Here is a 22,988-nt window from a genome sequence, read left to right on the forward strand (position 1 = left end):
CTACACCTCCACTTCACGTTTTTTAGTAATAGAAAGCTGGATGAGTGCAACAACTGCGATTAAAACAAAAAAGATAACCGCTTGCGCTTGTGCTAATCCATAATTCGGCGGTACTGTGTCTTGAGTAGTCTGCAATATCTGCAGAGATAGCAGTCGTGTACCAAAATTACCATCTGTTAAAGCTACGTTTTGATCTAAGAGTTTGAAGCAATTGGCTAAGGTAAGGAAAAACACAATCGTAATCGAGGGCATTAGCATCGGCAATGTAATTTTAAAGAAAGTGTTCGTACCATTCGAACCGTCAATCTTCGCGGCTTCATAAATATCAGAAGGAACATTATTCAAACCATTTATATAGATCAATAGCATATAACCGGCCATTTGCCAGGTAGCCAGTATAACAAGCGCAAATAATGCCTTGAGGTTATCCTGTGTCATATGAGTCAAAAAAGGAATAGAAATCAGTCCACCGCTACCAAAGAGGATTTGCGAAAAGACAATTTCAAAAACAAAACCCCAGATAAAACCTAGGGCAAGTCCACCAAGTAAATTGGGCAAAAAGTAAATGGCTCTAAATACTCCAGCAAATCGTTGAATCTTGGATAAAAGCAGCGCCAGTGATAATGAGACAATATTAATGACAATAACAGCAACTAGTGTGAATTTTAAAGTATATAAAAATGCATTTCTAAATTCACTGCTTTTAAACGCAAGAACATAGTTTTTCAACCCAACAAAAGCTTCCCAAAAACCATCAACTCGTTGTGGATTCCCACCAACGAGTTGAACAAAATAAGTCCCTCTCCATCCTGTAAAAGAATAAATAACCCCTGTCAGGAAAGGAATCATAATCACTAGTAGAAACAGTAAAACGGCCGGACAAGCCAATATTAAAAACCATCGCTTGTAGTATTTTTCCATTTCAAGTCACCTTTCTCAGCCCGATCTTCGTCCATGTAAATCGAACCTCATCCAGTCACAATAACTGGATGAGGTCATCTGTTTACTGTTTGGCGTTAATTAACTGTTTCCAGCCGTTAATGGCATTTTCAGCTATTTGAGTATAATCTGTCTCTTGCCAAGCGCCTTGATGATTCAAATAATTTTCCATTATATATTGACCAACATAAGTTCTTGCCCATGTTGCCGGTGCCCCTACATACGGGTTAGAAATCGTATTCGATACTTTTTTGTAATCTAGAATGGCATTGTTCAGGCTATTATCCAACTTCGTATCCTCGGATGCATTATAGGGAATAAAGAAAAATTTATTTTGAATATACTCTTGTCCGATTTCTGATGTATTCATCCAAAGTAAGAATTCCTCAGCCTTTTTTTGCTCTTCCTTGCTCACCGTAGCATTAATACTGTAGTACGAAGGTACGAATACAGAGATAGAGCTATTGAGCTTTTCAACGGATTTCCCCTCTGCCGTGACATCCGACTGTTCCAAAGGAAGTTTTACTGGAATAAAAGTGAGAGTATCAACAATTTGCGGATTGACTTTTTGTATATTGGCATACACCCAATTTCCCTGCTTCAAAAAAATGGCTTTACTATCTGCAAAAAGTTGCACTGCCTGATCGTAACCATTCACTGTCTTGTTAATAAATTCCCCACCACGTTCAATCGGACCTGTTTTCCCAGCAGCATGGGAGGTTTTAAAGTCCAGTGCCTGTGCATATTTTTCAAGAGGCCCCTTTAATGAATCCAGTTGCTGCTCAGTGGCGTTTCTTGCATCTACTGCGTTATTAAAAGCAGCAGCTAATGCTACGTTGACCATATGGTCGCCGTATGTCCATGTTTCTGAACCAGCAACAGCAAAAACGCCTGTTAATTGAGCAGCAAGTTCCGATTTTTCCGCTTTCAACGTGTACTTCGTACCATTTAGGGTAATTTCACTCGCCTTATCATTTTTGATGTAATTATCAAAAGCCAACACAGCCTTCTCAAATTCTGGATACGATGCAACCTTCAAATCTTCAATAACAGCATCCTTAACATCGTCCCCAAACAAATCCCCGATTAGTTCAGTATTCACAACGTAACCATACCCCTCTAAACCATAAGGTATGCCATAGTTGTTTTGATTGTCGGTGGTCAGTCTGATATCTTCAGGAATTTCAGATGCCAATTGCTTGAATTCAGGCGATTGCGCATTATTCAAATCTAGCAGGAATCCTCCCTGCTGCCATTCAGCCATGGTGTCCGTATAGGTAGTGAAAATGGTTGGCGGTGTTTTCAAATTCATTTCAGCCCGTAATTCTTCCGGATTATCTTCCAGAGTAAATGTTTTGACCTTAACACCGGTTTCCTCTTCGTACTTTTTAGCCAACTCAGCAAGAGCGTCTGCATTCTGACTTTTTCCATTGTAAATATAAATATCATAATCTTTCTCCGCAGTTTTACCACAAGCACTAATTACAAGGCACAGAGACAATAATGTAACAATAATACCTAGTCTTTTCTGAAGCGTTTTCATTTTACCGCCCCCACCACTTAATATTTTCGAGCCACAGAACTACACACCAAACTTCATTTCATAACACTAAAAATTAGGAAAATGTTTTCCTGATCAATCCAAAAAAAACAAAAATGACAGTAGTCTATAACATATCCCCTCTTTCTTATCGCGCCTTGTACTCAGGAAAGGGTTTTCCCAAAACGCTGAATAAATGATAACACATGGGTTTGCTTTTCGCAAGAATCTAAATTTTATTTATGCATGGAGTTTAGCCTAATCACACTATTCCGGCGAATGATTTTATGAGGAATATACTGAATGCTTGGGGGACTAGCTTTTTTAGCAATAAGCTTCATTATTGTTTTTGCCGCTTTTACCCCTTCATCAAAATATGAAATTCGTACAGTCGATAATTTAGGCGTAAAGTAGCTAGCCAAATCCATATCATCAAACCCCATTATGGAAATATCCTCTGGAACTTGTAGATTAGTTGTTTTCAGAAAAGTAATTGCTCCAATAGCCATTAGGTCACTGCTAATCATAACTGCTGTCGGAAGCTCTTCATTCTCCTCATAAATGGTTTGCATACATTTATAACCCGAATCAAATGAAAAATTTCCATATTGAATATAAGAATCCTGTTCTTTTAAATGATTTTCCCTTAAAGCACGAAGATACCCTTCCAATCGCTTTTGTCCTGATGAATAGTCATCTTTTGAACCTGAGATGAAAGCAATTTGTTTATGTCCATGTTCAATTAAAAATTGCATCGCGTCATATACGGCCCCCTCATTATCATGAATAACCGTATGGAGATTGCCTTCATTATTCACTGCTTCGCGTGTCACTAAAACAATGGGATAATCTTTATTTTTCATTTCGGATATAACCACAGAATTGACATTTACTCCTGCAAAAAGAACACCATCAATTTTTTTATCAGACAGTACCTCCAACAGTTCGATTTCTTTTTCCTGATTACCGCCTGATTCGCACACCACTAGAGTGTATCCCATTTTTTGGCAAATACTATTAATTCCTTTGGTTAAAGACCCAAATATCGTGTTTGAAATATCCGGAATGATGATCCCCAAAGTATGCGTTCTTTTTGAAACCAAGCCTCGTGCCAATGAATTAGGCTTAAAATTATACTTTTGAATCACTTCATTAACCCTATCCTTGAGTTGTGGACTCACAGCCTTTGAATTATTAATCACTCTTGAAACCGTAGATATTGAAACCTTTGCTTCACGTGCAATATCTTCAATGGTTGTTATGATTTTTCCTTGCATATTTCCTCCCTAAAAAGATAGGAAAATGTTTTCCTGTCTTGTCATACTAAATGAAATGGAAACACTGTTTCGACTTATACATTCTACCAATTCAAGTCAGTCTACGCAAGGTGTGTAAATTCAACAAAGCCCATGCACAATGTTCCTTGCTTCAAGAGGCCCGGGATGGAGAGGCTCCGGACTCCTTATCGCCATCTTCCAAGCCTTTCACATCGAACCCGATTTTGAAAACTTGAGCATCGAGTCTACATCGGTCAAAGCCCACCAATACAGTGCCGGTGCAAAAAAATCGCAGGTCGTAGAAAAAAACTTTAGCTGAATGAAGCGGCATATCATTTGATATACCTCTTTATCCATCTTATTGCAATTAAATCAAACCATTTCCATTCTATTTGAACTGGAACCAAGTTAAATTGGCGACTGTGGTTGAATCTGACTTAACAAAAGTAACATATACCGTATGGGTTCCTACAGCTGTCCCGGCATTAAGCGGGATATTCTTGACGGACCATTTCTGCCATCCGCCTGTACTTTCTGCGATCATATCTATCGAGTCTTGATGATTGCCACATGCAGACATTGTTATGGCGCGTGGACAGGTGAACAATGCCGTTTTGCTGAGAAAATACCAAACGATGGCCGTCAATTTTAGGTTCATATATATAGCGTGGATCACTGAACGGACTCGGAGCTGTTGCAAGCAACACCGGAGAAATAAACATAAAAACACCTCTTTATCATTCTAGCGCTTGGGTATGTAATATAGAGGAGGTAAGTGTTGGGTGAGTTATTATCTGCGACCATAAGCGAAATCCGGGAAGGAAATTAACTGGAATGCGGTCCTAAACGCCTGGTATAGAGTTATGTGGATATAATAACAAATAATGGGTTGTAAAATTATGTATTTTGCAGTATTCTGTAAAAGAACTCTACGAAATATTCTTTTATTCGTATCAAGCTAAAACTAACACTTAGTTTTAGCTTAAGGTGTCTATTGAAGCTGGCCAGCCTTCAATCCACATAAACTCCTATGAATAATTCCTCGAACAAAAATATAATTTAGAGGGAGAATATCATGAAAAAAATCTTATCTATAATGTTAGCTTGTTCGATCTTTGTATATGCTGGAATAAATGTTTCTTACGCATCTCCAGCAAGCGATCTAAATAAAAATAATCAGTTGCGTGAACAACAAATCTCTATGACTGATAACATTGTTATGAGTCAATCTAAGGTCCCATTACAGAAAGTCACTATTAATCCGTATGATAGTGAAGACGTAGAATTTAATATTAGTAAGTATAAATTGCAACCAGAGACGGCTAAGAACATTCGTGAATACGTTGAAAAATGCCAAAATGGTGAAATTTCTTCTGGAGGAATTGGTCTATATGTACCGGTTGAGACCTCAGGTCAATTAATCACTCCATTAGCTTCTAGCACAAGAACTTATGATGGTTACGGTAACAGAAAATACTATGAAGAAACAATAAATTACTATAATAATTCCGATTGGAAAACTATAAAAGAAACAACAAAAGATAAGTGGTCAGATTATTTAAAGACAACTTTAAATGTAAGTATACGAGCTATAATTGACGCCGTTGGGACTACTTATGCAGGAGGATATTGGACTGCTGCAAGTATCTTTACAGCAGGGATACCATCCAATGTTCCTGCAAACAGCACAACCAGATTTCAAGCATCTTTAGTTGAAAGTAAAGTTGTAAAAATGACCTATATATGGACGAATAATGGTATAAATGATGCCTGGTCTTTTGGATCTCACACTGAATATGATATATGGCATTTCCAAAATGTACTTAAAATACCTGGTTTCAATGACATCGCTGGTAAGGATTCGACCCTGACTACAAGTAAATCAAAAAATTATGACACACCGGACAAAGCGGCCTACTTAAGTTATGTTAACGGTGGAACTGTTGAAGTTTATTCTAATTTCACCTATGGAGGGGTAACTTTCAATTCAATTTAATATGAAAAGAAAAATTATCATAATACTAATTATTTTTGTTATTGGGCTATTAGGTTATGTCCCATACAGTGGGTTTATGTATGTTAATTCTTATTACAAACATGAACACATTAAGGCAGCAGATGTAGAATTAATTCATTATCAACCTGGTATAGGGTCAACTATTCAATCTATTAGAACAACGGATGAGCATGAAATAGCTGAAGTTATTGGTCTCTTAAATGACAGGACAGTTATTAAATTATTTCCTAACACAGGGCCTGTGAAAGCTAATGCGAAAGACATGTTTGAAATCCAAATTGAGTTTATTTCAGATCGTAATTTAACTCTAGAGTACAGAATTTTCTCCACAGGGCGTGTTCAAGTAAATAAAGGGTTTAATAATAAAGATTCCAACACTTTAGTTTTCGGAGGAAGTAAAACGAAATGGTTTAATGAAATAAACGCTTTGTATGAGGAAAAAAAGCAAAATCCACTATGGTTTAAATCTTAATAAACTTTAGCTGAATGAAGAGGCATATCATTTGATATACCTCTTCATTCTTATTTCAATTAAATCAAACCATTTCCATTCTATTTGAACTGGAACCAAGTTAAATTGGCGACTGTGGTTGAATCTGACTTAACAAAAGTAACATATACCGTATGGGTTCCTACAGCTGTCCCGGCATTAAGCGGGATATTCTTAACGGACCATTTCTGCCATCCGCCTGTGCTTTCTGCCGTCCAATAACCCAGCATAGTGCCTGTAGGACTGTCCAAGTGGAATTCGATCCTTCCGCCGGAATTAGCGGATGCAACCTTCAAATCAATACTTGTTTTAGCTGTACTGCCAAAGTCTACATTTTTAAATGCGATATAGTCGCCATTACTCCCTCCGCCAACATCCAGCCCGCCATCAGTGCTTGCCTCATAGTGTATAACACCTGAGCTAAGGTTATAGCCTTCCGCTTCAAATTTCAAGGTGTTGAATTTGGGAGCTGCAGCATAGCTGTTCGTATCTGTTATTTTCAATTCTGCCAATGTAGTTGCCGGAACTCCACCGACGCGAACATTGTTGATTGTAACTCCGGAGACAGTAGATGTGTCACTCCAACCCTTCATTATGGAAACTTCACCTAAAGCGCGTAAATTGATATTATTATAGACCACATTTTTGATCGGACCGGTTTTTGCAGAAAGATCAAACCATCTGGAGTGAACACCGGATCTTGGCCAGAAGCCTTCTACATCTATATTGTCAAATATGATGTTTTGTGCTGCCGGAGTCCCATAAAGATGACCTACCGCTAAAGCGCGCCAGCTTCTGTATACATAAGAGTTTTTAACAACGATGCCATCCTGAAGCTGTTTCACTCCATCTCCAACCTTGAATGCTCCACATCTGCTCCAAGCCAAAGCATCATCTACAACTACATTTGACTGGTTTTCAGGACTTCCCGGCCAGTTTGCAGCTATATCCGTAGTTGCTACATCCCAGGTCTTAAATGAGTAGGTGTCATCCTCCGATACGGCTACCGTGTGCTTTATGAGTACATTCTGGCTCTCTTGAATGTCTATTGCATCATTTTCATAATCAAGTTCATTGTTGTTGAAGTGCTTGGTATTCTGGAAGGTTACGTTATTAGATCTTGTAACGATTGTAGCCCAGCCACCGCTGTCTCTTAGGGTTATGCCGTCAACCGTGAAGTTGCTGCACTGCAAGGGTACAAGAATATTGTTCAAATAATTGTTTGTATTCCTCATATAATGGCCATTGCCGTCAATAGTTCCCCTGCCGTATATCTTAATATTGTTTGCATTGGTTTCGGTATAAATAAACCATGTTCCATCCTTTTTCAGAGAATTCTTATGGAAATGAGTCGTGTAATCGCTTGGATTTCCTGAACCCCTTATAACAGAACCACCCTCCAGATAAACCGAAACATTGCTTTTTAGAACAAGGTTTCCGCTCTTGTAAACTCCGGCTGGAACGTATACGATACCGCCACCTGCTGCGTTAGCCGCATTGATGGCGTTTTGAATTGCAGTCGTAGCCAAAGTAGCACCGGTACTGTCAGCGCCGTACCCGGTTTTAACATTGTATATCCCTGTACCGGATGAAGCCGGAACATTGGTTTCAAGAGCATCTGCCGCAATAACCAGATCTTTCAGGTTATTGATCTTAACGATAAGATAGGTTGGTGATGAAAGTGTAAAGGTAAGGGTATTTCCGCTCTTTGTTGCAGGGATTTCCAAAGCTTTGGGAGAAATATTATAGGTATGGATTGGCTCGCTTGCCGTAATTGTGATGGTAGTCGTACCTGAAAAAGAGAAATTGCAATAATTATAGTTTACAAATACCTCCGAAGTGTCGATGACCGGTATATGGGTAGAGTCTGCTGTTACCGTGTATTGACTGGTCGTGGTATAGATCGACGGTAACGGATAGCTTACAACTGTACCCGCCGCGCTTGCTGTCAAAGGAACGATTGCTAAAATACTGACGAGCATACAACCAATCAAACTTAATAACCTCAACTTTTTTAGCATAAATAAACACCTCTTTCACATTTTCATAAAATACTCTGTCATCAGTTACGCCACATTTCCACCCTCAGCCTGCTTCCAAACTTATCTCTGCTCCGGCTCCAGACAGAGCCTTAGCAGATCGTCCACATGGGCCGTTGCCAGACATTCCACCGTATCCGCAGAGCCGTAATAGATCTTGACCTCGCCGTCATCCTCCAGAATCATCCCTCCCGGAAAAATCACATGATTGCGGAAGCCCCCGTCAATCTCATAGTCTGCCTCCGGTGCCAGCAGCGGCTGCCTGCTTATGCCGATCACCTTGCGGGGGTCCTCCAGATCAAGCAGCATAATTCCAGCGGTATAGCGCTTCTTCCAGGTGTCCTCCCAACCGTGCTTGCCTCTGGCCGGGTCCACATCCACCGCGTGGAAAGTGGTCAGCCAGCCCTTATCCGTCCGGACCGGAGGTGCGGCCGGGCCGACCTTGTCATTGGCAAACGGCACCTGCTCAACGGCGAGCAGTAGGCTGGAGTTGCCCCAATGCGCAAGGTCCGGCGACTCGGAGATCCAGGCATCGAAGCGATCCCGGCCGCCGCGGCTGTATACCGTGAAGGGACGCTCCAGCCGGACATACTTGCCGCCGATCAATTCGGGAAACAGTACCATATTGCGCAGGTCCGGTGTAGACAGGCTGAGCACCTCGAAGTGCTCCAGATCATCGGTAACGGCAATTCCGCCGCGGATGCCATGGTGCGTATCCACGGCAAAACACATATAACAACGGTCGCCGATCACGGTCAAGCGCGGGTCGTAGGCGCGGATAATTTCCTCATCATGCATTTTGAACACTGGCTTCGGGCCGGCGGTCCAGCTCAGCCCATCGTCACTGTAAGCAATGCCGAGATCCGTGGTGTGGTGCGGCTCAAGCGTCTGATCGACCAGTGAGCCGTAATCATTACGGAAGATCATCACATACTTGCCGTTAAATTTCGTTACACCGGCATTGAATACCAGTGCGGTGGGGTAAGGAACCTTCGTTGCATCCAGCACCGGATTGCCCGGATACCGCCGGATGAACGGGGCGGATTGCAGAATCGCCGGAACGTGTTGAGCCATGGGATGTACCTCCTTGAATGTTAAATATGGAATATGGGTTGCGCAGGGCCGGACCGCTACCCTTTGAGGGAACCGGCCGTCATCTGCATGAAGGATTTGTTGGCGAACAGATAGGCCACGAGAATCGGCAGAATGGACAAGCAGGCGCCCGCCATCATATAGTGGGTCTGAGAAGCGGCCGAAATCCCGTATTTCAGGTTCGCCAGCCCGACGGTCAGCGTCTGCAGCTCCGGCTTCGTCATCGTGAACACGAGCGGCAGCAGATATTCATTCCACGCGCCGCGGAAGGTGAACAGGGCACCTACGCCAAGTCCGGGTCCGAGCAGCGGCAGAATGATCCGCCAGAAGGTCCGGCCGGGAGAGCTGCCGTCCATCAGCGCCGCCTCGTCCAGCTCGCGGGGAATCCCCTTCATGAAGCTGGAGAGAATGAAGAAGATCGAAGCATGGGCGGAGATCAGAATCAATATAACGCCCCACAAGCTGCTGTGCAGATGAAGCTTAACCATCAGATCGAACTGCGGACGCAGCACAACCGCCCCTACAGCCACGAACATGGTGAAGGATTGCAGTCCGATATACAATTTTTTGCCGGCAAAATCCATCCGGTCCACCACATAAGCCGCCATGGATGAAACCAGCAGCGTGCCGACCACTGTCGCCAGGGAGACAATCAGGCTGTTCAGGGTATACCTGGAGAAATTGGCCTGCTCCCAGGCTTCGGCATAGTTCGAGAAGTGCCAACTCTTCGGCAGGAAGGTCGCTCCCGCAGTAAGCTCAGCATTCGTCTTGAAGGAGCCCAGGATGGTGATCACGACCGGAATCAGGGTGATAAAAGCAACAGCCAGCAAAAAAGTCCACAGGATGATTTTGCCCGGTATGGTTCTTAGTCTCATAATAGCCTCTCTCCTCAATCGGTCTGATTCATGCGTCTAGATGCGTAGAAATAAATGAGTGAGATCATCCCTACAATGACCGCAGACACAAAGGCAACCGCACTGCCGTATCCGAACTCCTGGACCTGAACCGCCGCGCTGCCCCCGCCGACAGGGAAAAATAATTTGTACAAATACAGGAACATGACCTCCGTCTTGCCTACAGGACCGCCTTCAGTCAGTACCATGATGCTCTCGTAACCCTTCAGGGCTGTAATGATCGCCAGCATAATAACCATCTGCATGACTGGCCCGAGCATCGGCAGGGTGACATAGCGGAACTGCTGAATTTTCCCTGCCCCGTCCAGGGAAGACGCCTCATACACATCCTCCGGAATATTCTGCAGACCGGCGAGGAAGAGCAGCATATAATTGCCGACCGCCCCCCAGGCCGCAACCAGAATGACGGTGAGCATGGCATATTTCGGCCCCAGCCAGTCCACACCGGAATCGGAGAGGCCCAGGCGGATCAGGAACTGGTTGAGAATCCCGTTATATGAGTTGAAAATCGTAAAGAAGACTACGGCCATTACAGCGGTACTGATGACGGTCGGCATGAAGAAAATCCCCCGCAGCAGTTGTCTGCCCCGCAGCCCCCGGTTCAATATGACTGCCAGCAGCAGGGCCAGCGGAATGGTGATCAGCAGCTTGCCGCCAGCATAGACAAAGGTATTCACCACCGAATCCCAGAACTGGGTGTCCTTCAGAATGCGGCTGAAATTGGCCAGACCGATAAACCGCGCCGTTCCGAACCCTTTGTAATCATAGAACATATAGCGGAACGCCCAGGCAATCGGGTAAATCCCGAGAACCAACGTGAGCAAGGCACTTGGAAAGATAAAACTGTATGAAAACAAGGCATGTTTCGTTTTGTTCATCTGGTTTCTTCCGGCTCCTTTCCTTTACGACCAGAGCAGAGGGATGAGGGAGTTGCTCCCTCATCCCCCGCTATCCCGGCCTATATCCCTATCCCTAACCTTCTGTCTACTTGGCGAACATGCCGCCCAGAGCGGCGGGATCAAAGCTGGCATCCGGCTCGGCCTTCACGCCGTCATTCGTAATCACACTGTCCAGTGCGGCATTATAGCGTTTGTTCAGATCAGCGATAACCGCCTTCAGGTCGCCGCCGTTCAGCATATATTTGAAGAAGGCGTCATCCGATTTCATTCCTTCCGGTGCTACAGACGGATAGACCGGCCACACTCCATCGTACTTGTTCGGCAGGAAGCCTTCGATGCCGTTCACATCCGGTGTCTTGGCTGCTGCGCTGATGGACGGAACCATGGAGATGCCGAAGCCTTTTTCCTGATAATCCGTCAGCACCTGATCGCCGTACATGAACTCCATGAACTTCCAGGCTGCTTCTTTATGCTCTGATTTCGAGCTCAGCGCCAGCCATTGGCCACCGAGGAAGCCGGAAGCCCCCTTCACGGTGCCGTCGATGGTAGGAACCGGAGCGGCCGCCCAGTCAATCTTGGCCGGGAACTGATTCTTGTAAACGCCAGGCTCTGAGGAGTAGGACATATACATTCCGATCTTGCCTTCCGCAAACTGCGCCCGCAGCGGATCAATATCCAGCGATTCTACACCCGGCAGCATGCTGCCGTCGTCCCTGATCTGCTTAAAGGCATTGATGATCGGTTCGAAGCCGCTGAAGTCGTATCGGGCTGTCTTGAAATCATACCCGAAGCCGCCATAGCCGCTCATCTCCGCAACCACCCGTGCCGAACGTCCGAACGCACTGCCGGGGCTCTTGAAATTAAGGGCGAAGCCGTAAGCGCCGTCCGCTTTGCCGGCTTCTGTCAATTTCTTGGCGGTATCCACCAGCTCCTGCAGGGTAGTCGGCGGATGTTCAATGCCCGCTTTGGCGAACAGATCCTTGTTGTACACCAGACGCATGGTCGTTCCATAGTTCGGCAGACTGTAACGCTTGCCGTCGAATTCATTCAGATCCGGCATGGCCGGGAATTTCGCCTTCAGCTCATCGTTCAGGAACTCGTCAATCGGAGCGAGAAAGCCTTTTTTGTAGAAGGTCTGGATGGTATTCTCCTTCACCCGGATCACATCCGGTGCATCGGAGGTCTGGAAGGACAGATCGAGCGCGGTATCGAAGTCGTCGCCCTTGACGACCAGCTCCACCTCAATCCCGTCGGGATTAGTAGCGTTGAACTCGGCTACCTTCTCCTTCACGAAATCCGCATCGTGGCGGTCGCCTGTCCAGTAGCTGATTTTCGTTTTTTCCCCCGAACCGCCAGTCGCCCCTTCTCCCTTGCCTTCAGCCGCATTGCCCCCGCCACTGCTACCGCTGCCGCAGGCCGCCAAGCCAAGTGCCAGGACCAGGCTCAGAGATGTCATTAACATACGCTTCATCATTGGTAGTGCCCCCTTATATATCCCTGCTGTATTCGCTTACAACCTGATTATAGTTCGATAGGTGCATCCAGATAAGGCGGGTAAGCCCACATTAAGGGCAGATTTCTGCAGGAGTTGGATACAGAGAAGGGAGGCAATTTCCGCCCTGCGGAAATCCCTCCCCTGCGGATTCCTATTCTTTTCCAAGATAATCCAATTTGAACTCGGACGGGGTCATGCCGGTATATTTCTTGAACACCTCGCTGAAATAGCGCCTGTGCTCATACCCGAGATCCTGGGCGATCTCCTGAACCTGCCGGCCGCTGATCAGCATCGCCTTGGCCTTCTCCATCTTCTCATGCATCACATACTGCTGAAACGAAATTCCCTGCGCCTTCTTGAACAGATTGGAGAAATACCCCTGGCTAAGGTTAATCTGCTTCGCCATCTGCTCCAGCGACAGCCCCGTGTCCAGATGACTATGGATATATTCGACGGCCTGACGGATAATCCGCGTGGACTCCAGAGAACGGGCTTGCTCCACCAGCGCACAGGCCTCCCGGCAGAGCCAGGACAGCAGGTCCCGTATATCGTGAAGGGAAGGATGCACCTGGTTCTTCATGGCAGCAATTCTGAGTTCCAGCGGCTCCACCTGCCCATAAGGGAACTGCTCCAGCAGGACCCGGCAGATCCTGGAGCTCAGCTCATAGCCGACACTTTCAACATAACGCGGCTCAGGCAGAAGCCCGCTGTCCAGCAACTGCGCGAACAGCTGGTCCAGCACCTGCAGGCTTTTGGCGGAATTGCCGGAACGCAGGGCGAACAGCAGCTCCTGCTCGGCAGCGACGGAATAGCTGTGGAGCGAGAGAGGTTTATTCTCGATATTGCTGTATTGATATACCCCGTTGCCCCCGGTGTAGAAATGATACCCCAGCGCGTTAAGCGCCTGCCTGTACGCCGTGCCCAGTCCCTGAATCTCCGCCGTGCCCAGTCCCACGCCAATAGAGAGGGTATGACGCGAGAAGCGGCTTACATTCGTGCAGCAGGCCTCCGTAATCAGCGCGGCGGTCTCCGGGTCCGAGCCGTTCATGATGCAGACGTACCGGTCTGTCGCCTCCCGGATAATCACGCCGCGGGTCCAGGCGGAAATCGTCTCTTCGAGAATATTGTGCAGGCTGAACCTTAGCAGCTCGACCTCCTGCACAGGCTGGCCGCCCAGCTTCTCCGCGAAATGATCGATCTCGGCGACAAACACGAAGAAATCATGCTGGTCCAGCGGGATATCAAGATAGGCCCAGCGGGAACGGGCATCCGCTTCTGTCGTCTGATGGTGCAGCAGGAAGGTGAGATATTCCTGGCGGAGGATAGGGAGACTTTCCCTGATTCTCGCCTCCATGACAGCAAGTCTGGCGGTCTCCTGACGCTCCTCCCGGCACAGCTCCCTGGCTTTCAGCACGGCATTCACAATCTCCTCCAGGGAAAAGGGCTTCTTCACGAAATCAAGCGCCCCCAGCCGGATGGCTTCCTGGGCATAGGAGAACTCCGAGTAAGCGCTGAGGATAATAATCTTGCAGTCCGGCAGCATCTCCAGTATCGCCCGGGTCATCTGCAAGCCATCCATTCTTGGCATCCGGATATCCGTCAGCACAATGTCCGGCCGGGTCTCGCGGATGATCTGCAGGCCCGCTTCGCCGTTAAGCGCCGTACCTGTGACCTCAATACCGTGCTCCTGCCACGGCGGCTTGCGCGAGACCATCTCCACCACACTTTTGATATCGTCGATTACACATAATTTGAAGCTTTCCGGCTCCAGCTTTTGGTCCATCCTTCAACTCTCCTCCTCTGCGGGAATCCACAGATCCGTCCGCGATCCCTTACCTGGTTCGCCGCCAACGTCCATACGGGCTTCGTCCCCGTAATACAGGGCCAGCCGGTGCCTGATGTTGAACAGGGCATAACCTTTCCTCGACTGCGGAGCCCGGACCAGCCCCTGCTTGACCCGTTCAACATCAAGCCCCCGTCCGTTGTCGGTAATGCAAATATGCAGGAGCCCCTGCTCCCGGGTGACCGTGATGTCTATCCTGCCTCCTATGGTCCGGTCGCTGAATCCATGCTTAATGCTGTTCTCCACCACCGGCTGCAGAATAATCTTCGGCAGCAGACAGGACAGCAGGGCCTCGTCCTCTACCGTCACCGTGTATTCAAACAGTCCTTCATAGCATTTCTGCTGAATGGCGAAATACTGCCGCATGTGGGACAGCTCATCCGCCAGGGGAATCAGATCCTTGCCGCCGCTGAGCCCAATCTGGAACATCTGCGACAACGACAGGATCATCTCATTCACATCGTCATTTTCGCCCATGACCGATTTGCAATAAATGGTATTCAACGTATTGTACAGAAAGTGCGGCTCCATCTGCGCCGTAAGGGCACGGATCTCTGCATGGCGCTTGTCCTTCTCCTTCGCCTTCACATCTGCGATCAGCGTATTAATCTCCGACATCATCCGATTGAACTGAAAGCCGACCTGAGCAATCTCGTCCTCATAACGGCTCTCATACACCACACTGAGCTGGTTCTCTTCAACTCTGCGCATCAGCCGCCGCAGCTTGAAGAGAGGCTTTAACAGTACAGATGTTAGCTTATTGGAAATCAACCAGGTCGCCAGCAGGAAAACAACGATGACATAGAGGGTGATGCGCTGCACCCGCTGCAGCTTACTCAGCAGCTGGTCCCGCGACTGCATGCCGGAGATGATCCAGTCGGGGGATACCGCTGAGCTTGCATAATTCACCAGATACTCCTTGCCGCTATAGCTGTAGTAATGATCCTGCGGATTGGCCGCTTTCCCGGCTTCGGCAAGCACTGGCTTCCAAGGGAATATGCCCCGGAACGGCCAGCGGGACTCCACCACCGCTTCTCCTTCCCCGTTCACCAGATAATAATTTCTCCCTGCTTGTTCACCGCCTTTATTCAGCAGCTCATCTATCCGGCTCTCCCTGATATTGACCACAATAAATACATTACTGATCGGCGTGTAAGGGTATTCATAGATTCCCCGGACTACGAAGGAGACCACCCGCTGGCCGCCTGTGAACAACCGGTCATAATGTCCTTTGGCCCAGTAGCCGCCCGGCTGCTCCTTACTCAGATCATATAATTCCGAGCCGTAGAACGAGTTGTCCTGCACCCGGATCTGCGTTGTGGGATAGAAATCGCCAATCGGGGTAACGATCAGCACATTCTCAATAATCGGTTGATTGAACATTGCCTGCGAGAGGACATACTGCAGATCGGACAGATGTACATAATAATTCGACACATCATGGCTGAACACATCGAGCATCATCTTGCGGTACGCATCGCTCAGCATCAGGGACTGCACAGAGAGCGCTACATCATTTAGACGGGAATCCAGCAGTTGGGCAGTTTTGCTTACGGTCTCCCGGCTGCCAGCGTAAGCATTGTCTTCGATCTCCTGTGCGGCAATCCAATACGAGAAGCTGCCCATTGCAGTGATGGACAGCGTGATCAGCACGATGAACGAGAACAGAATCCTCTGTTTTATGGATATCCGGTAATACCTGCCGGCGATCTGCCGCCGGAGCTGCCGGCCACAGGCTGTGAATGTATTCATATTTCCCCCTTCTTGAGCATGTATCTCCCTACGATTGTCAGTTCTTGTCACTTGTACCATACGGCTGCTCCGGCCCGGCGTCAAGACGGGGCATGATTATTTAGCGGATTCCGTCCCTTATTATCAATAGGCAGGGGGCCCTCCGCATAACAGGGTGCGAATTCACTAATCAAGGCTCAGGTTGACGGGAAGCTGCGCGATTGAGTAATTATGCTTGTGACGGTCAGGGAGCGTTGAACGAAGTCCTGCCCCAACTGAATACTGGCAGCAACGCAGTGTTCACTTATTATGGCGGCGGGGAATCTGCCATGCCTGAAAAGATTAAAGGTAAAGGCATACTCTTCGTTGTTATCTAAAACTTTTAAGGGAAATTTCTTTTCCTTCATACAAAAAACAATGCAGCATGTCATACGACTGCGGCATTGTTTTTTTAAATTTTAGCTATTTTTTGAAAATTCTTTGCTTCAAAGAGGATTAAGACAAGTAATAACAACTTAGATATTGACTCCATCAGTGGCAATTACTCTTTGATACCACTCAAAAGAATCTTTTTTAATTCTCTGTCCTGTTCCTTTCAATTCATTATCATAATCCACATATACAAAGCCGTATCGCTTGCTCATTTCACCTGTTGAAGCACTAATCAAATCTATTGGCCCCCAGGCTAAATACCCTAGACAATCCACTCCATCAATATTAACCGCATCTTTTACAGCTTGAATATGCTTTCTTAAGTAATCAATTCTATAATTATCATGAATTTTCCCATCTTCTAAAGTGTCAACTGCTCCTAGTCCACTTTCAACAATAAACACAGGTTTCTGATATCTTTCATATAACAAATTCATGGCTATCCTTAATCCTGTAGGATCAATTGCCCAGCCCCAATCGGTGTACTTCAAGTGTGGATTCTCATTTTCTTTAACAATAGTTGTTTGTTCCTCATCATTTTCAGTATTTTTCGAAGCAACCGAAGTAGTGTAATAACTAAATCCAATAAAATCTACTATTCCTTCTTTTAAAATTTCTAAGTCTTGATTTTGAATATCTACTTTAATTTTATTAGAAATCCAGTATTTTTCAATATAAGATGGATAATATCCCCTTGCCTGAACATCAAAACAAAAATACTTCTCTTTATTTTTTTGAAGAGTTAACAATTGATCTTCCGGATCTGAAGTAAATCCGTAATAGAAATTGAAAGCACTCATAGTTCCAAACTTAAAGTTAGCATTGATCTTTCTACCTAAGCTGATAACTTTTGCGCTTGCTACAAATTGATGATGTAATGCATTGTATACTGTTTCTTCCCGATTTTCATCTTTATTAAAAACCAACCCTGCTGACATAAACGGTAAAAGTTCATAATTATAAACCAAGATATTTCCTATTTCATTAAAGGTTTGCCAATATTTCACCTTGTCTTTGTATCTTTCAAGAACCGTGGTGCCAAACTTGACAAAATACTCAATCAATTTCCTGCTTCTCCAACCTCCAAATTCACTTACCAAATAATAAGGCATATCATTATGATTAATCGTAATTACTGGTTCAATATTATATTTTAACAATTCATCTAAGACCCTATCATAAAATTCAAGCCCTTTTTCATTTGGTGTATCCTCTATTCCTTTTGGAAAAATCCTCCCCCAAGAAATTGATAATCGCAAACTTTTGAATCCCATTTCAGAAAGCAATTGAATATCCTCTTTATACGTGTGGTAGAAATCAATTGCCTTGTGACTTGGATATATTTTTTTTTGATCAAATTCAGGCTTAACCCATCGCTTTCCATTTTCAGCGATAGTCAGTACGTCTGTAACACTGATACCTTTCCCATCTTCTTGCCATGCTCCTTCACATTGGTGAGCAGCAATAGCTCCTCCCCATAAAAAATCGACTAATTTATCACTCATATTATCGACTCCCTATTTTAATAATTTTGTCAAATTGTTTGTAATCTCGTATTCAGATTTTATTGCCATTAAAGTATCCATCGCATGAGCAAAAAGTATAGAGTATTCATTTTTCTCAGTCTCAATAGTTGTCTGAATTACTTTTGTTTGAATAACATACGCTTTGTTCAGTTTACCGTTGGCTTCATCCATCGTTAAATCAAATGCATTCTCATCATCATCTTTAAGAAATTGAACCGCTTTTCTAATTAATTCTCTAGCATCTCCTGCATGAAGTAATATTTCCATTGCATTTTCGTTTATTAAATCTAAATCCATTTAGTTTTCCTCCTCTAAAATTAATTGTTTATCGTACGCTTTGAAGAAAGGATAGTAAATCAATCCTGCTACAATCAAATTAATTATCACTAAAATAATAGCTTTCCAATCATTTGTAGCTAAATAAGCAAATAGCCCAATTGGCATGTACCAAACTTGAAAAGTATGAATGGGAATCGCCACAAAATCCAAAGAAAAAGCGAAATATGTGATTGTGGGCAACACTATTGAAACAATCCACATCGGAACCATAAGCAGTGGATTAAAAGCTACAGGAGTACCGAAAATAACAGGTTCATTTATATTAAAGAGACTCGGAATTATTGTAATCTTGCCCATAGTACGAAGTTGTTTACTTTTAGCAAACATCAACATTAATACTAGAACCAGAGTACATCCGACACCCCCCAAATAGATAAATCCATGGAAAAACTCCATTGTATTCAAGTTGCTTGCATTCCCGCCAGACGATACTATAGAAATATTATCTGCTATTCCTTCCATCCAAATCGCCCAAACTATAGGGAATACTGCCCAACTACTGATACCAAAAGAGTATAAAAATGCTACAGAAAATGCTACAATTAATATACCAGGTAAAGTTTGTGCAATAGAAAATAGAGGTGTAAATATTTTTTGAATAACCTCAAAAATATCAAAGTTAGCTGAATAAATTACTGTTCCAAGGGCAAATATAATAACTACCGGCACCAAGGTATCGGTCCAATTTACTACGACATCTGGCATAGTGGTATCTTTTTTAAAAAAGGAAAATTTAGAAAATAAAAGCATGATGGCAGAAACTCCACAACCAATTAATAATGATAAAAGCATCCCGCCTGCTCCTAATTTCTCTACTGACACTTGTAACAAAGTTCCGTCTTCTGAATACGATGGTAACGCCAACATCAGAAACATTGATAAGCTCGTTAATATCGCTGCTGTTTGCAATTTAGGAAGTTTATAAATTTCAAAAACTTTCTGAGGAATTAAATATGCTAAATACAATCCTAACAAGCCAAAAGAAAATTTATTTATTAAACTTAAATCGGGTATCCAACTTAAATAGTTTCTCGCTATATCTACAATTGATACAAAGGACCCTACCATAATGAACGGCATGGCGGATAAAATAGCATTCTGAATGGCTTTGAAAAATTTATTATTTGTCACCTTATTCATCTTAGGAACAAAGCTAGCCATCATCCATCTCATAAATGGATTTTCCTCTGATGCTTGCTCTTCTTTACCATCAGATACCTCATTGCTACTAATTTCTTCTTTATTTTCTGTTTCGTTACTTGAATGGTCTATCTTTTGTCCATCTAGTTCTTCTAGAGTAAGTTTTAATAATGCTTCTCCATCCAACTTACCATAAATTTCCTCAGGAATAATTTCAACAGGAATTTTATTTCCAATTACCATCTCTTGAATACTGGCAAGTTTATATTTCAAGTGGGGTCCTACTAAAACCATATCATATGAATTAATGTGATCTTTCAACTCTGCTTCACTTACAGCTTTTATCTCCATCTCAATTGAATGGGATTTAGCCGCTTTTCTCATTCGTTGTGCCATAAACCCACTTGAAGCTCCAGAACCACAAGTAAGTAATACTTTTTTCAATTTTATCACCCTTTTTTATTTACAATTAAAGGATAAACCTAAAATTGCAAGTGATGTCGGAAGGTTTTTGTAAGTCCAATTTAAGTTGTATTGGATTATACTCGTTAAATTAATCTTGATTGTTCTCAAGTTTCAACAAGCGTTCATGAATGACAGCAAAGATTTTAATCAGTCGGTTGGCAATGTTTAACTCGCTTTTGACAGTCATCATCGTATCTTGGGCGTGGGCGAATAGAAGGGAAGTCTCCTGCTTTGCACCACCTGCTTCTGCTTGTATGAGATTGGTTTGCGCCTTGTGTGAGAAGACGATCTCTTTTTTAGCTTCCTGTAATTTAAGCTTCGCCTTTTCAAAATCTGCAGTTTCAATCAGTTCCAAAGCTTCCGTAAGAAAAGCACGGCTATTGCCTGCATGTAAAATCATTGTCATGGCAATAGTTTCTAAAGTATCTTCTTGTTCCAACATAAAGTTACACTCCTATTTTAGATTTCGGTTATCAAAGATTTTATTCACACAGCCTAAATCACTTGGTTTCAAGTAACTTCAACACCAAATCAAGACCTTTGTCGCCATCAAGCCGTCCGTAAATGGCTTGATCAATGATAGCTACCTGAATTCCATAATTGGCTACTCTTTCTTGAAGTTCCTTTTCCATATATTTTAAATGGGGACCTACCAGAACCACAGCCGTACCCTCTAGGTGCTGCTCTAATTCCGAGTCGCTTCTCGCTTTAACCTGAATATCGAGATCTCTTTTCTTGGCTGCCTTTCGGATACTGTTCGCCATAAAGCCGCTAGACGCTCCAGAACCACAAATTAACAATACATTTATAGTTGCCATGATTATTGCCTCCTGTAAGGTGATGTTTTTGCCCCCCTATCATTACATTTACAGTTTGTGCATTCAAGCCAAGTTATTTTCCTAGCCTCAGGAAAATGATAAGGCGTGAGCTAAACGCTTACATACGATATAATAATTACAGTTCTTATAATATTTAAGGAGGAACCACATGAGAATTGAAGTCCAGGATAAATTCCTCCGTTACCTTAGTCAAAATAACCGCTGGATTCACGCGAAGGAGCTTGCTAAAGAATTCAATGTGACGCCGAGAACGATACGTAATTACGTATCGTTTATTAATAACAAGCGTGCTCCACATGTTGTGATTGAAAGTTCTGATAACGGATACAGGATAAATATGAACACTCTAAAAATCCAGAAGACAGCGGCTTCAGATACTTTTTTTGACACGCCTACAGGGCGGATTAATTATATTCTGTACACACTTCTCACCAAGGGGAACATTCGGTTTGAACAGGTGATGGAGAAGTATTATGTTAGTGATTCAACAGTTGAGAATGATCTCAACACTATCCGCAAAATCATAAAACCCTTTAACCTGAACCTAAAGAGAGTGGGTCAGATCATCAGTATCATCGGGATTGAATTGGACAAGCGAAAGCTGATGCGCCATTTGATTTACAATGAATCAGACGGTACTTTCATCCATTCGGAATTCATTCAGACCTATTTTCCCGAATATGATGTAAGCCATATCAAGCAAAAGGTACAGGCTCTTTTGGACCAGCACGGATTTTCTGTGAACGGATTTACTATCAATGGTATTATTCTGCACTTGCTAGTCATTTTGCAGCGGGTAACCAACAACTATGAAATGAATGGCAGTCTTCCGCCAGTCGAAGTGACCGAAACTGAAGATTACCAGAAGACATTCAAGATTGCTACGGAAATTGAGAAGCTGTTCAAGGTTTCACTGAATCCGTCGGAGAAATACTATTTGACCCTATTGCTGATCAGCAAAACGGAAACAATTAATTATTATTCGCTTACCCTAGATAATCTCGGCCATTTTATTGATCACCGAGAAATTGATCTGGTTAAGAAGATTGTTAATCAAGTATCTGTTTACTTCTCCATTGATCTGAACAGCCAGGATTTTATCGTTAATTTCACGATTCACCTGAAAAATTTAATGAAGAGAATCAAACACAACCGATACACCCCCAACCCGATGAATACTATGGTAAAAGCATCGTACCCATTCATTTATGAAATCGCTGTTTTTATTTCTAATGAGTTATTCAAAGAAGAGAATTTAAAATTAAACGAAAACGAGATTACCTTTATTGCCTTTCATGTGGGAGCTTTTTTTGAGAGAAGAAAACTGCAGGATAAGCGTAAATACACAGCCGTGCTGATCTGTCCCAAATATTATGATATGCATCTGCAAGCTATCCAGTTTATGGAGAAGCATTTTGCAGAAGATATTCAATTGATTGATATTTTCACGGATATGGATGCCATTCCAGAACAGCTTGAAGCTCAGCTTGTTATTTCTACCATCGAGTTGCCGCTTACTTCTCTTGCAAGGAAATATATTTTGATTCATCCGTTCCCAAAAAATGAGGATATCTCTAAAATAAGAAAGATCATTATGGAGTTGGATAAGCATAACGGGTATTTGCAGCTTAAGCAATATTTGCAGCGGTTTTTTAAGCCTTCCTTATTTCACCGCAACTATTATGCTGAGAATGAAATTACAATGATTACTCGTTTGTGCAGCGATCTTATTACCTTTGACTATGTCCCACAGGACTATACGAAAGCTGTGATTGAGCGGGAATTGATGTCATCAACGGCTTTTAACAATCATGTGGCCATCCCCCACTCCATTCATAAGAATGCACACGAAACTTCAATATCTGTGGTCATCAATGACAAACCTATGAAGTGGGGCAATTATGAGGTCCATATCATAGTACTACTCGCCATTTGTGAAGAAGATAAAGAGTCTTTTCAGGATATCTTCGA

The 22,988-nt window shown here is 43.8% G+C and carries 20 protein-coding genes (1 of these 20 cut by a window edge); 4 read left to right on the plus strand and 16 right to left on the minus strand.

The window, feature by feature from the left end; translation table 11 throughout:
- From BN3795_RS04230 to BN3795_RS26235, 4 genes are all read right to left on the minus strand, one after another.
- Window positions 1-921 (minus strand): carbohydrate ABC transporter permease, encoded by a 921-nt coding sequence (locus BN3795_RS04230; RefSeq protein WP_068783490.1) that lies wholly within the window; start codon window positions 919-921, stop codon window positions 1-3.
- 82 nt (window positions 922-1,003) lie between these two features.
- On the minus strand, window positions 1,004-2,482 hold the full coding sequence (locus BN3795_RS04235) for an ABC transporter substrate-binding protein (RefSeq protein ID WP_068783491.1): 1,479 nt from the start codon (window positions 2,480-2,482) through the stop codon (window positions 1,004-1,006).
- Window positions 2,483-2,715: 233 nt separating this feature from the next.
- Window positions 2,716-3,756 (minus strand): LacI family DNA-binding transcriptional regulator, encoded by a 1,041-nt coding sequence (locus tag BN3795_RS04240; protein ID WP_068783492.1) that lies wholly within the window; start codon window positions 3,754-3,756, stop codon window positions 2,716-2,718.
- A gap of 388 nt (window positions 3,757-4,144) precedes the next feature.
- Complete coding sequence (locus BN3795_RS26235; protein WP_408635003.1) at window positions 4,145-4,414, minus strand: carbohydrate-binding protein; 270 nt, start codon at window positions 4,412-4,414, stop codon at window positions 4,145-4,147.
- Between the two features lie 417 nt (window positions 4,415-4,831).
- Between BN3795_RS26235 and BN3795_RS04245 the strand changes: the two genes are divergently transcribed.
- Both BN3795_RS04245 and BN3795_RS04250 read left to right on the plus strand, forming a co-directional pair.
- Window positions 4,832-5,752 carry a hypothetical protein gene (locus BN3795_RS04245; RefSeq protein ID WP_068783493.1) on the plus strand — a complete coding sequence of 307 codons (921 nt, stop codon included), beginning with the start codon at window positions 4,832-4,834 and terminating at the stop codon, window positions 5,750-5,752.
- A 1-nt stretch (window position 5,753) separates the two neighbouring features.
- A complete protein-coding gene (locus tag BN3795_RS04250) occupies window positions 5,754-6,245 on the plus strand; it encodes a hypothetical protein (RefSeq protein ID WP_068783494.1) in 492 nt (163 codons plus the stop codon).
- A gap of 80 nt (window positions 6,246-6,325) precedes the next feature.
- On the opposite strand, the gene BN3795_RS04255 is transcribed toward BN3795_RS04250, so the two are convergent.
- The 7 genes from BN3795_RS04255 to BN3795_RS04285 form a co-directional block, all read right to left on the minus strand.
- Window positions 6,326-8,284 (minus strand): carbohydrate-binding protein, encoded by a 1,959-nt coding sequence (locus tag BN3795_RS04255; RefSeq protein ID WP_110945004.1) that lies wholly within the window; start codon window positions 8,282-8,284, stop codon window positions 6,326-6,328.
- 81 nt (window positions 8,285-8,365) lie between these two features.
- A complete protein-coding gene (locus BN3795_RS04260) occupies window positions 8,366-9,376 on the minus strand; it encodes a glycoside hydrolase family 130 protein (RefSeq protein WP_068783495.1) in 1,011 nt (336 codons plus the stop codon).
- 56 nt (window positions 9,377-9,432) lie between these two features.
- Window positions 9,433-10,269, minus strand: coding sequence for a carbohydrate ABC transporter permease (locus tag BN3795_RS04265; protein ID WP_068783496.1), 837 nt, complete (start codon window positions 10,267-10,269; stop codon window positions 9,433-9,435).
- 14 nt (window positions 10,270-10,283) lie between these two features.
- Window positions 10,284-11,186 carry a carbohydrate ABC transporter permease gene (locus BN3795_RS04270; RefSeq protein WP_068783497.1) on the minus strand — a complete coding sequence of 301 codons (903 nt, stop codon included), beginning with the start codon at window positions 11,184-11,186 and terminating at the stop codon, window positions 10,284-10,286.
- Window positions 11,187-11,292: 106 nt separating this feature from the next.
- Window positions 11,293-12,681 carry an ABC transporter substrate-binding protein gene (locus BN3795_RS04275; RefSeq protein ID WP_068783498.1) on the minus strand — a complete coding sequence of 463 codons (1,389 nt, stop codon included), beginning with the start codon at window positions 12,679-12,681 and terminating at the stop codon, window positions 11,293-11,295.
- 172 nt (window positions 12,682-12,853) lie between these two features.
- Window positions 12,854-14,485, minus strand: a complete 1,632-nt coding sequence (locus BN3795_RS04280) for a response regulator (protein WP_068783499.1) — start codon at window positions 14,483-14,485, stop codon at window positions 12,854-12,856.
- A 3-nt stretch (window positions 14,486-14,488) separates the two neighbouring features.
- A complete protein-coding gene (locus BN3795_RS04285; RefSeq protein WP_068783500.1) occupies window positions 14,489-16,297 on the minus strand; it encodes a cache domain-containing sensor histidine kinase in 1,809 nt (602 codons plus the stop codon).
- A 200-nt stretch (window positions 16,298-16,497) separates the two neighbouring features.
- Between BN3795_RS04285 and BN3795_RS25450 the strand changes: the two genes are divergently transcribed.
- Window positions 16,498-16,653 carry a hypothetical protein gene (locus tag BN3795_RS25450; RefSeq protein ID WP_198524645.1) on the plus strand — a complete coding sequence of 52 codons (156 nt, stop codon included), beginning with the start codon at window positions 16,498-16,500 and terminating at the stop codon, window positions 16,651-16,653.
- Between the two features lie 138 nt (window positions 16,654-16,791).
- On the opposite strand, the gene BN3795_RS04290 is transcribed toward BN3795_RS25450, so the two are convergent.
- From BN3795_RS04290 to BN3795_RS04310, 5 genes are all read right to left on the minus strand, one after another.
- Entirely contained in the window at window positions 16,792-18,213 is a 1,422-nt protein-coding gene (locus BN3795_RS04290; RefSeq protein ID WP_068783501.1) for a family 1 glycosylhydrolase, read from the minus strand.
- 12 nt (window positions 18,214-18,225) lie between these two features.
- The gene (locus tag BN3795_RS04295; protein WP_068783502.1) at window positions 18,226-18,531 is read right to left on the minus strand and encodes a PTS lactose/cellobiose transporter subunit IIA; all 306 of its coding nucleotides are present in this window, start codon (window positions 18,529-18,531) and stop codon (window positions 18,226-18,228) included.
- Entirely contained in the window at window positions 18,532-20,157 is a 1,626-nt protein-coding gene (locus BN3795_RS04300; protein ID WP_198524646.1) for a PTS transporter subunit EIIC, read from the minus strand.
- A gap of 109 nt (window positions 20,158-20,266) precedes the next feature.
- Window positions 20,267-20,620: a PTS lactose/cellobiose transporter subunit IIA gene (locus BN3795_RS04305; protein ID WP_068783503.1), complete on the minus strand. Its 354-nt coding sequence runs from the start codon at window positions 20,618-20,620 to the stop codon at window positions 20,267-20,269.
- A 58-nt stretch (window positions 20,621-20,678) separates the two neighbouring features.
- A complete protein-coding gene (locus BN3795_RS04310) occupies window positions 20,679-20,996 on the minus strand; it encodes a PTS sugar transporter subunit IIB (protein WP_068783504.1) in 318 nt (105 codons plus the stop codon).
- A gap of 169 nt (window positions 20,997-21,165) precedes the next feature.
- On the opposite strand from BN3795_RS04310, the gene BN3795_RS04315 reads away from it, so the two are divergent.
- A protein-coding gene (locus tag BN3795_RS04315) for a BglG family transcription antiterminator (protein WP_068783505.1) crosses the window boundary here: on the plus strand, window positions 21,166-22,988 show its 5' portion. The gene runs 106 nt beyond the window's last position; only the first 1,823 of its 1,929 coding nucleotides appear in the window; the start codon lies at window positions 21,166-21,168; its stop codon lies off the right edge, out of view.

It is taken from the genome of Paenibacillus phocaeensis (assembly GCF_900021165.1).
GTDB classification, from domain to species: Bacteria; Bacillota; Bacilli; order Paenibacillales; family Paenibacillaceae; genus Fontibacillus; species Fontibacillus phocaensis.

Excerpts from the sequence above, each read along its gene's own strand:
- BN3795_RS04235 (WP_068783491.1), bottom strand. The coding sequence starts at position 2,482 with ATGAAAACGCTTCAGAAAAGACTAGGTATTATTGTTACATTATTGTCT.
- BN3795_RS04240 (WP_068783492.1), bottom strand. The coding sequence starts at position 3,756 with ATGCAAGGAAAAATCATAACAACCATTGAAGATATTGCACGTGAAGCA.
- BN3795_RS04295 (WP_068783502.1), bottom strand. The coding sequence starts at position 18,531 with ATGGATTTAGATTTAATAAACGAAAATGCAATGGAAATATTACTTCAT.
- BN3795_RS04245 (WP_068783493.1), top strand. The coding sequence starts at position 4,832 with ATGAAAAAAATCTTATCTATAATGTTAGCTTGTTCGATCTTTGTATAT.
- BN3795_RS04275 (WP_068783498.1), bottom strand. The coding sequence starts at position 12,681 with ATGATGAAGCGTATGTTAATGACATCTCTGAGCCTGGTCCTGGCACTT.
- BN3795_RS04305 (WP_068783503.1), bottom strand. The coding sequence starts at position 20,620 with ATGTTGGAACAAGAAGATACTTTAGAAACTATTGCCATGACAATGATT.
- BN3795_RS04255 (WP_110945004.1), bottom strand. The coding sequence starts at position 8,284 with ATGCTAAAAAAGTTGAGGTTATTAAGTTTGATTGGTTGTATGCTCGTC.
- BN3795_RS04230 (WP_068783490.1), bottom strand. The coding sequence starts at position 921 with ATGGAAAAATACTACAAGCGATGGTTTTTAATATTGGCTTGTCCGGCC.
- BN3795_RS04260 (WP_068783495.1), bottom strand. The coding sequence starts at position 9,376 with ATGGCTCAACACGTTCCGGCGATTCTGCAATCCGCCCCGTTCATCCGG.
- BN3795_RS04265 (WP_068783496.1), bottom strand. The coding sequence starts at position 10,269 with ATGAGACTAAGAACCATACCGGGCAAAATCATCCTGTGGACTTTTTTG.
- BN3795_RS04290 (WP_068783501.1), bottom strand. The coding sequence starts at position 18,213 with ATGAGTGATAAATTAGTCGATTTTTTATGGGGAGGAGCTATTGCTGCT.
- BN3795_RS26235 (WP_408635003.1), bottom strand. The coding sequence starts at position 4,414 with ATGAACCTAAAATTGACGGCCATCGTTTGGTATTTTCTCAGCAAAACG.
- BN3795_RS04310 (WP_068783504.1), bottom strand. The coding sequence starts at position 20,996 with ATGGCAACTATAAATGTATTGTTAATTTGTGGTTCTGGAGCGTCTAGC.
- BN3795_RS04270 (WP_068783497.1), bottom strand. The coding sequence starts at position 11,186 with ATGAACAAAACGAAACATGCCTTGTTTTCATACAGTTTTATCTTTCCA.
- BN3795_RS04250 (WP_068783494.1), top strand. The coding sequence starts at position 5,754 with ATGAAAAGAAAAATTATCATAATACTAATTATTTTTGTTATTGGGCTA.
- BN3795_RS04280 (WP_068783499.1), bottom strand. The coding sequence starts at position 14,485 with ATGGACCAAAAGCTGGAGCCGGAAAGCTTCAAATTATGTGTAATCGAC.
- BN3795_RS04285 (WP_068783500.1), bottom strand. The coding sequence starts at position 16,297 with ATGAATACATTCACAGCCTGTGGCCGGCAGCTCCGGCGGCAGATCGCC.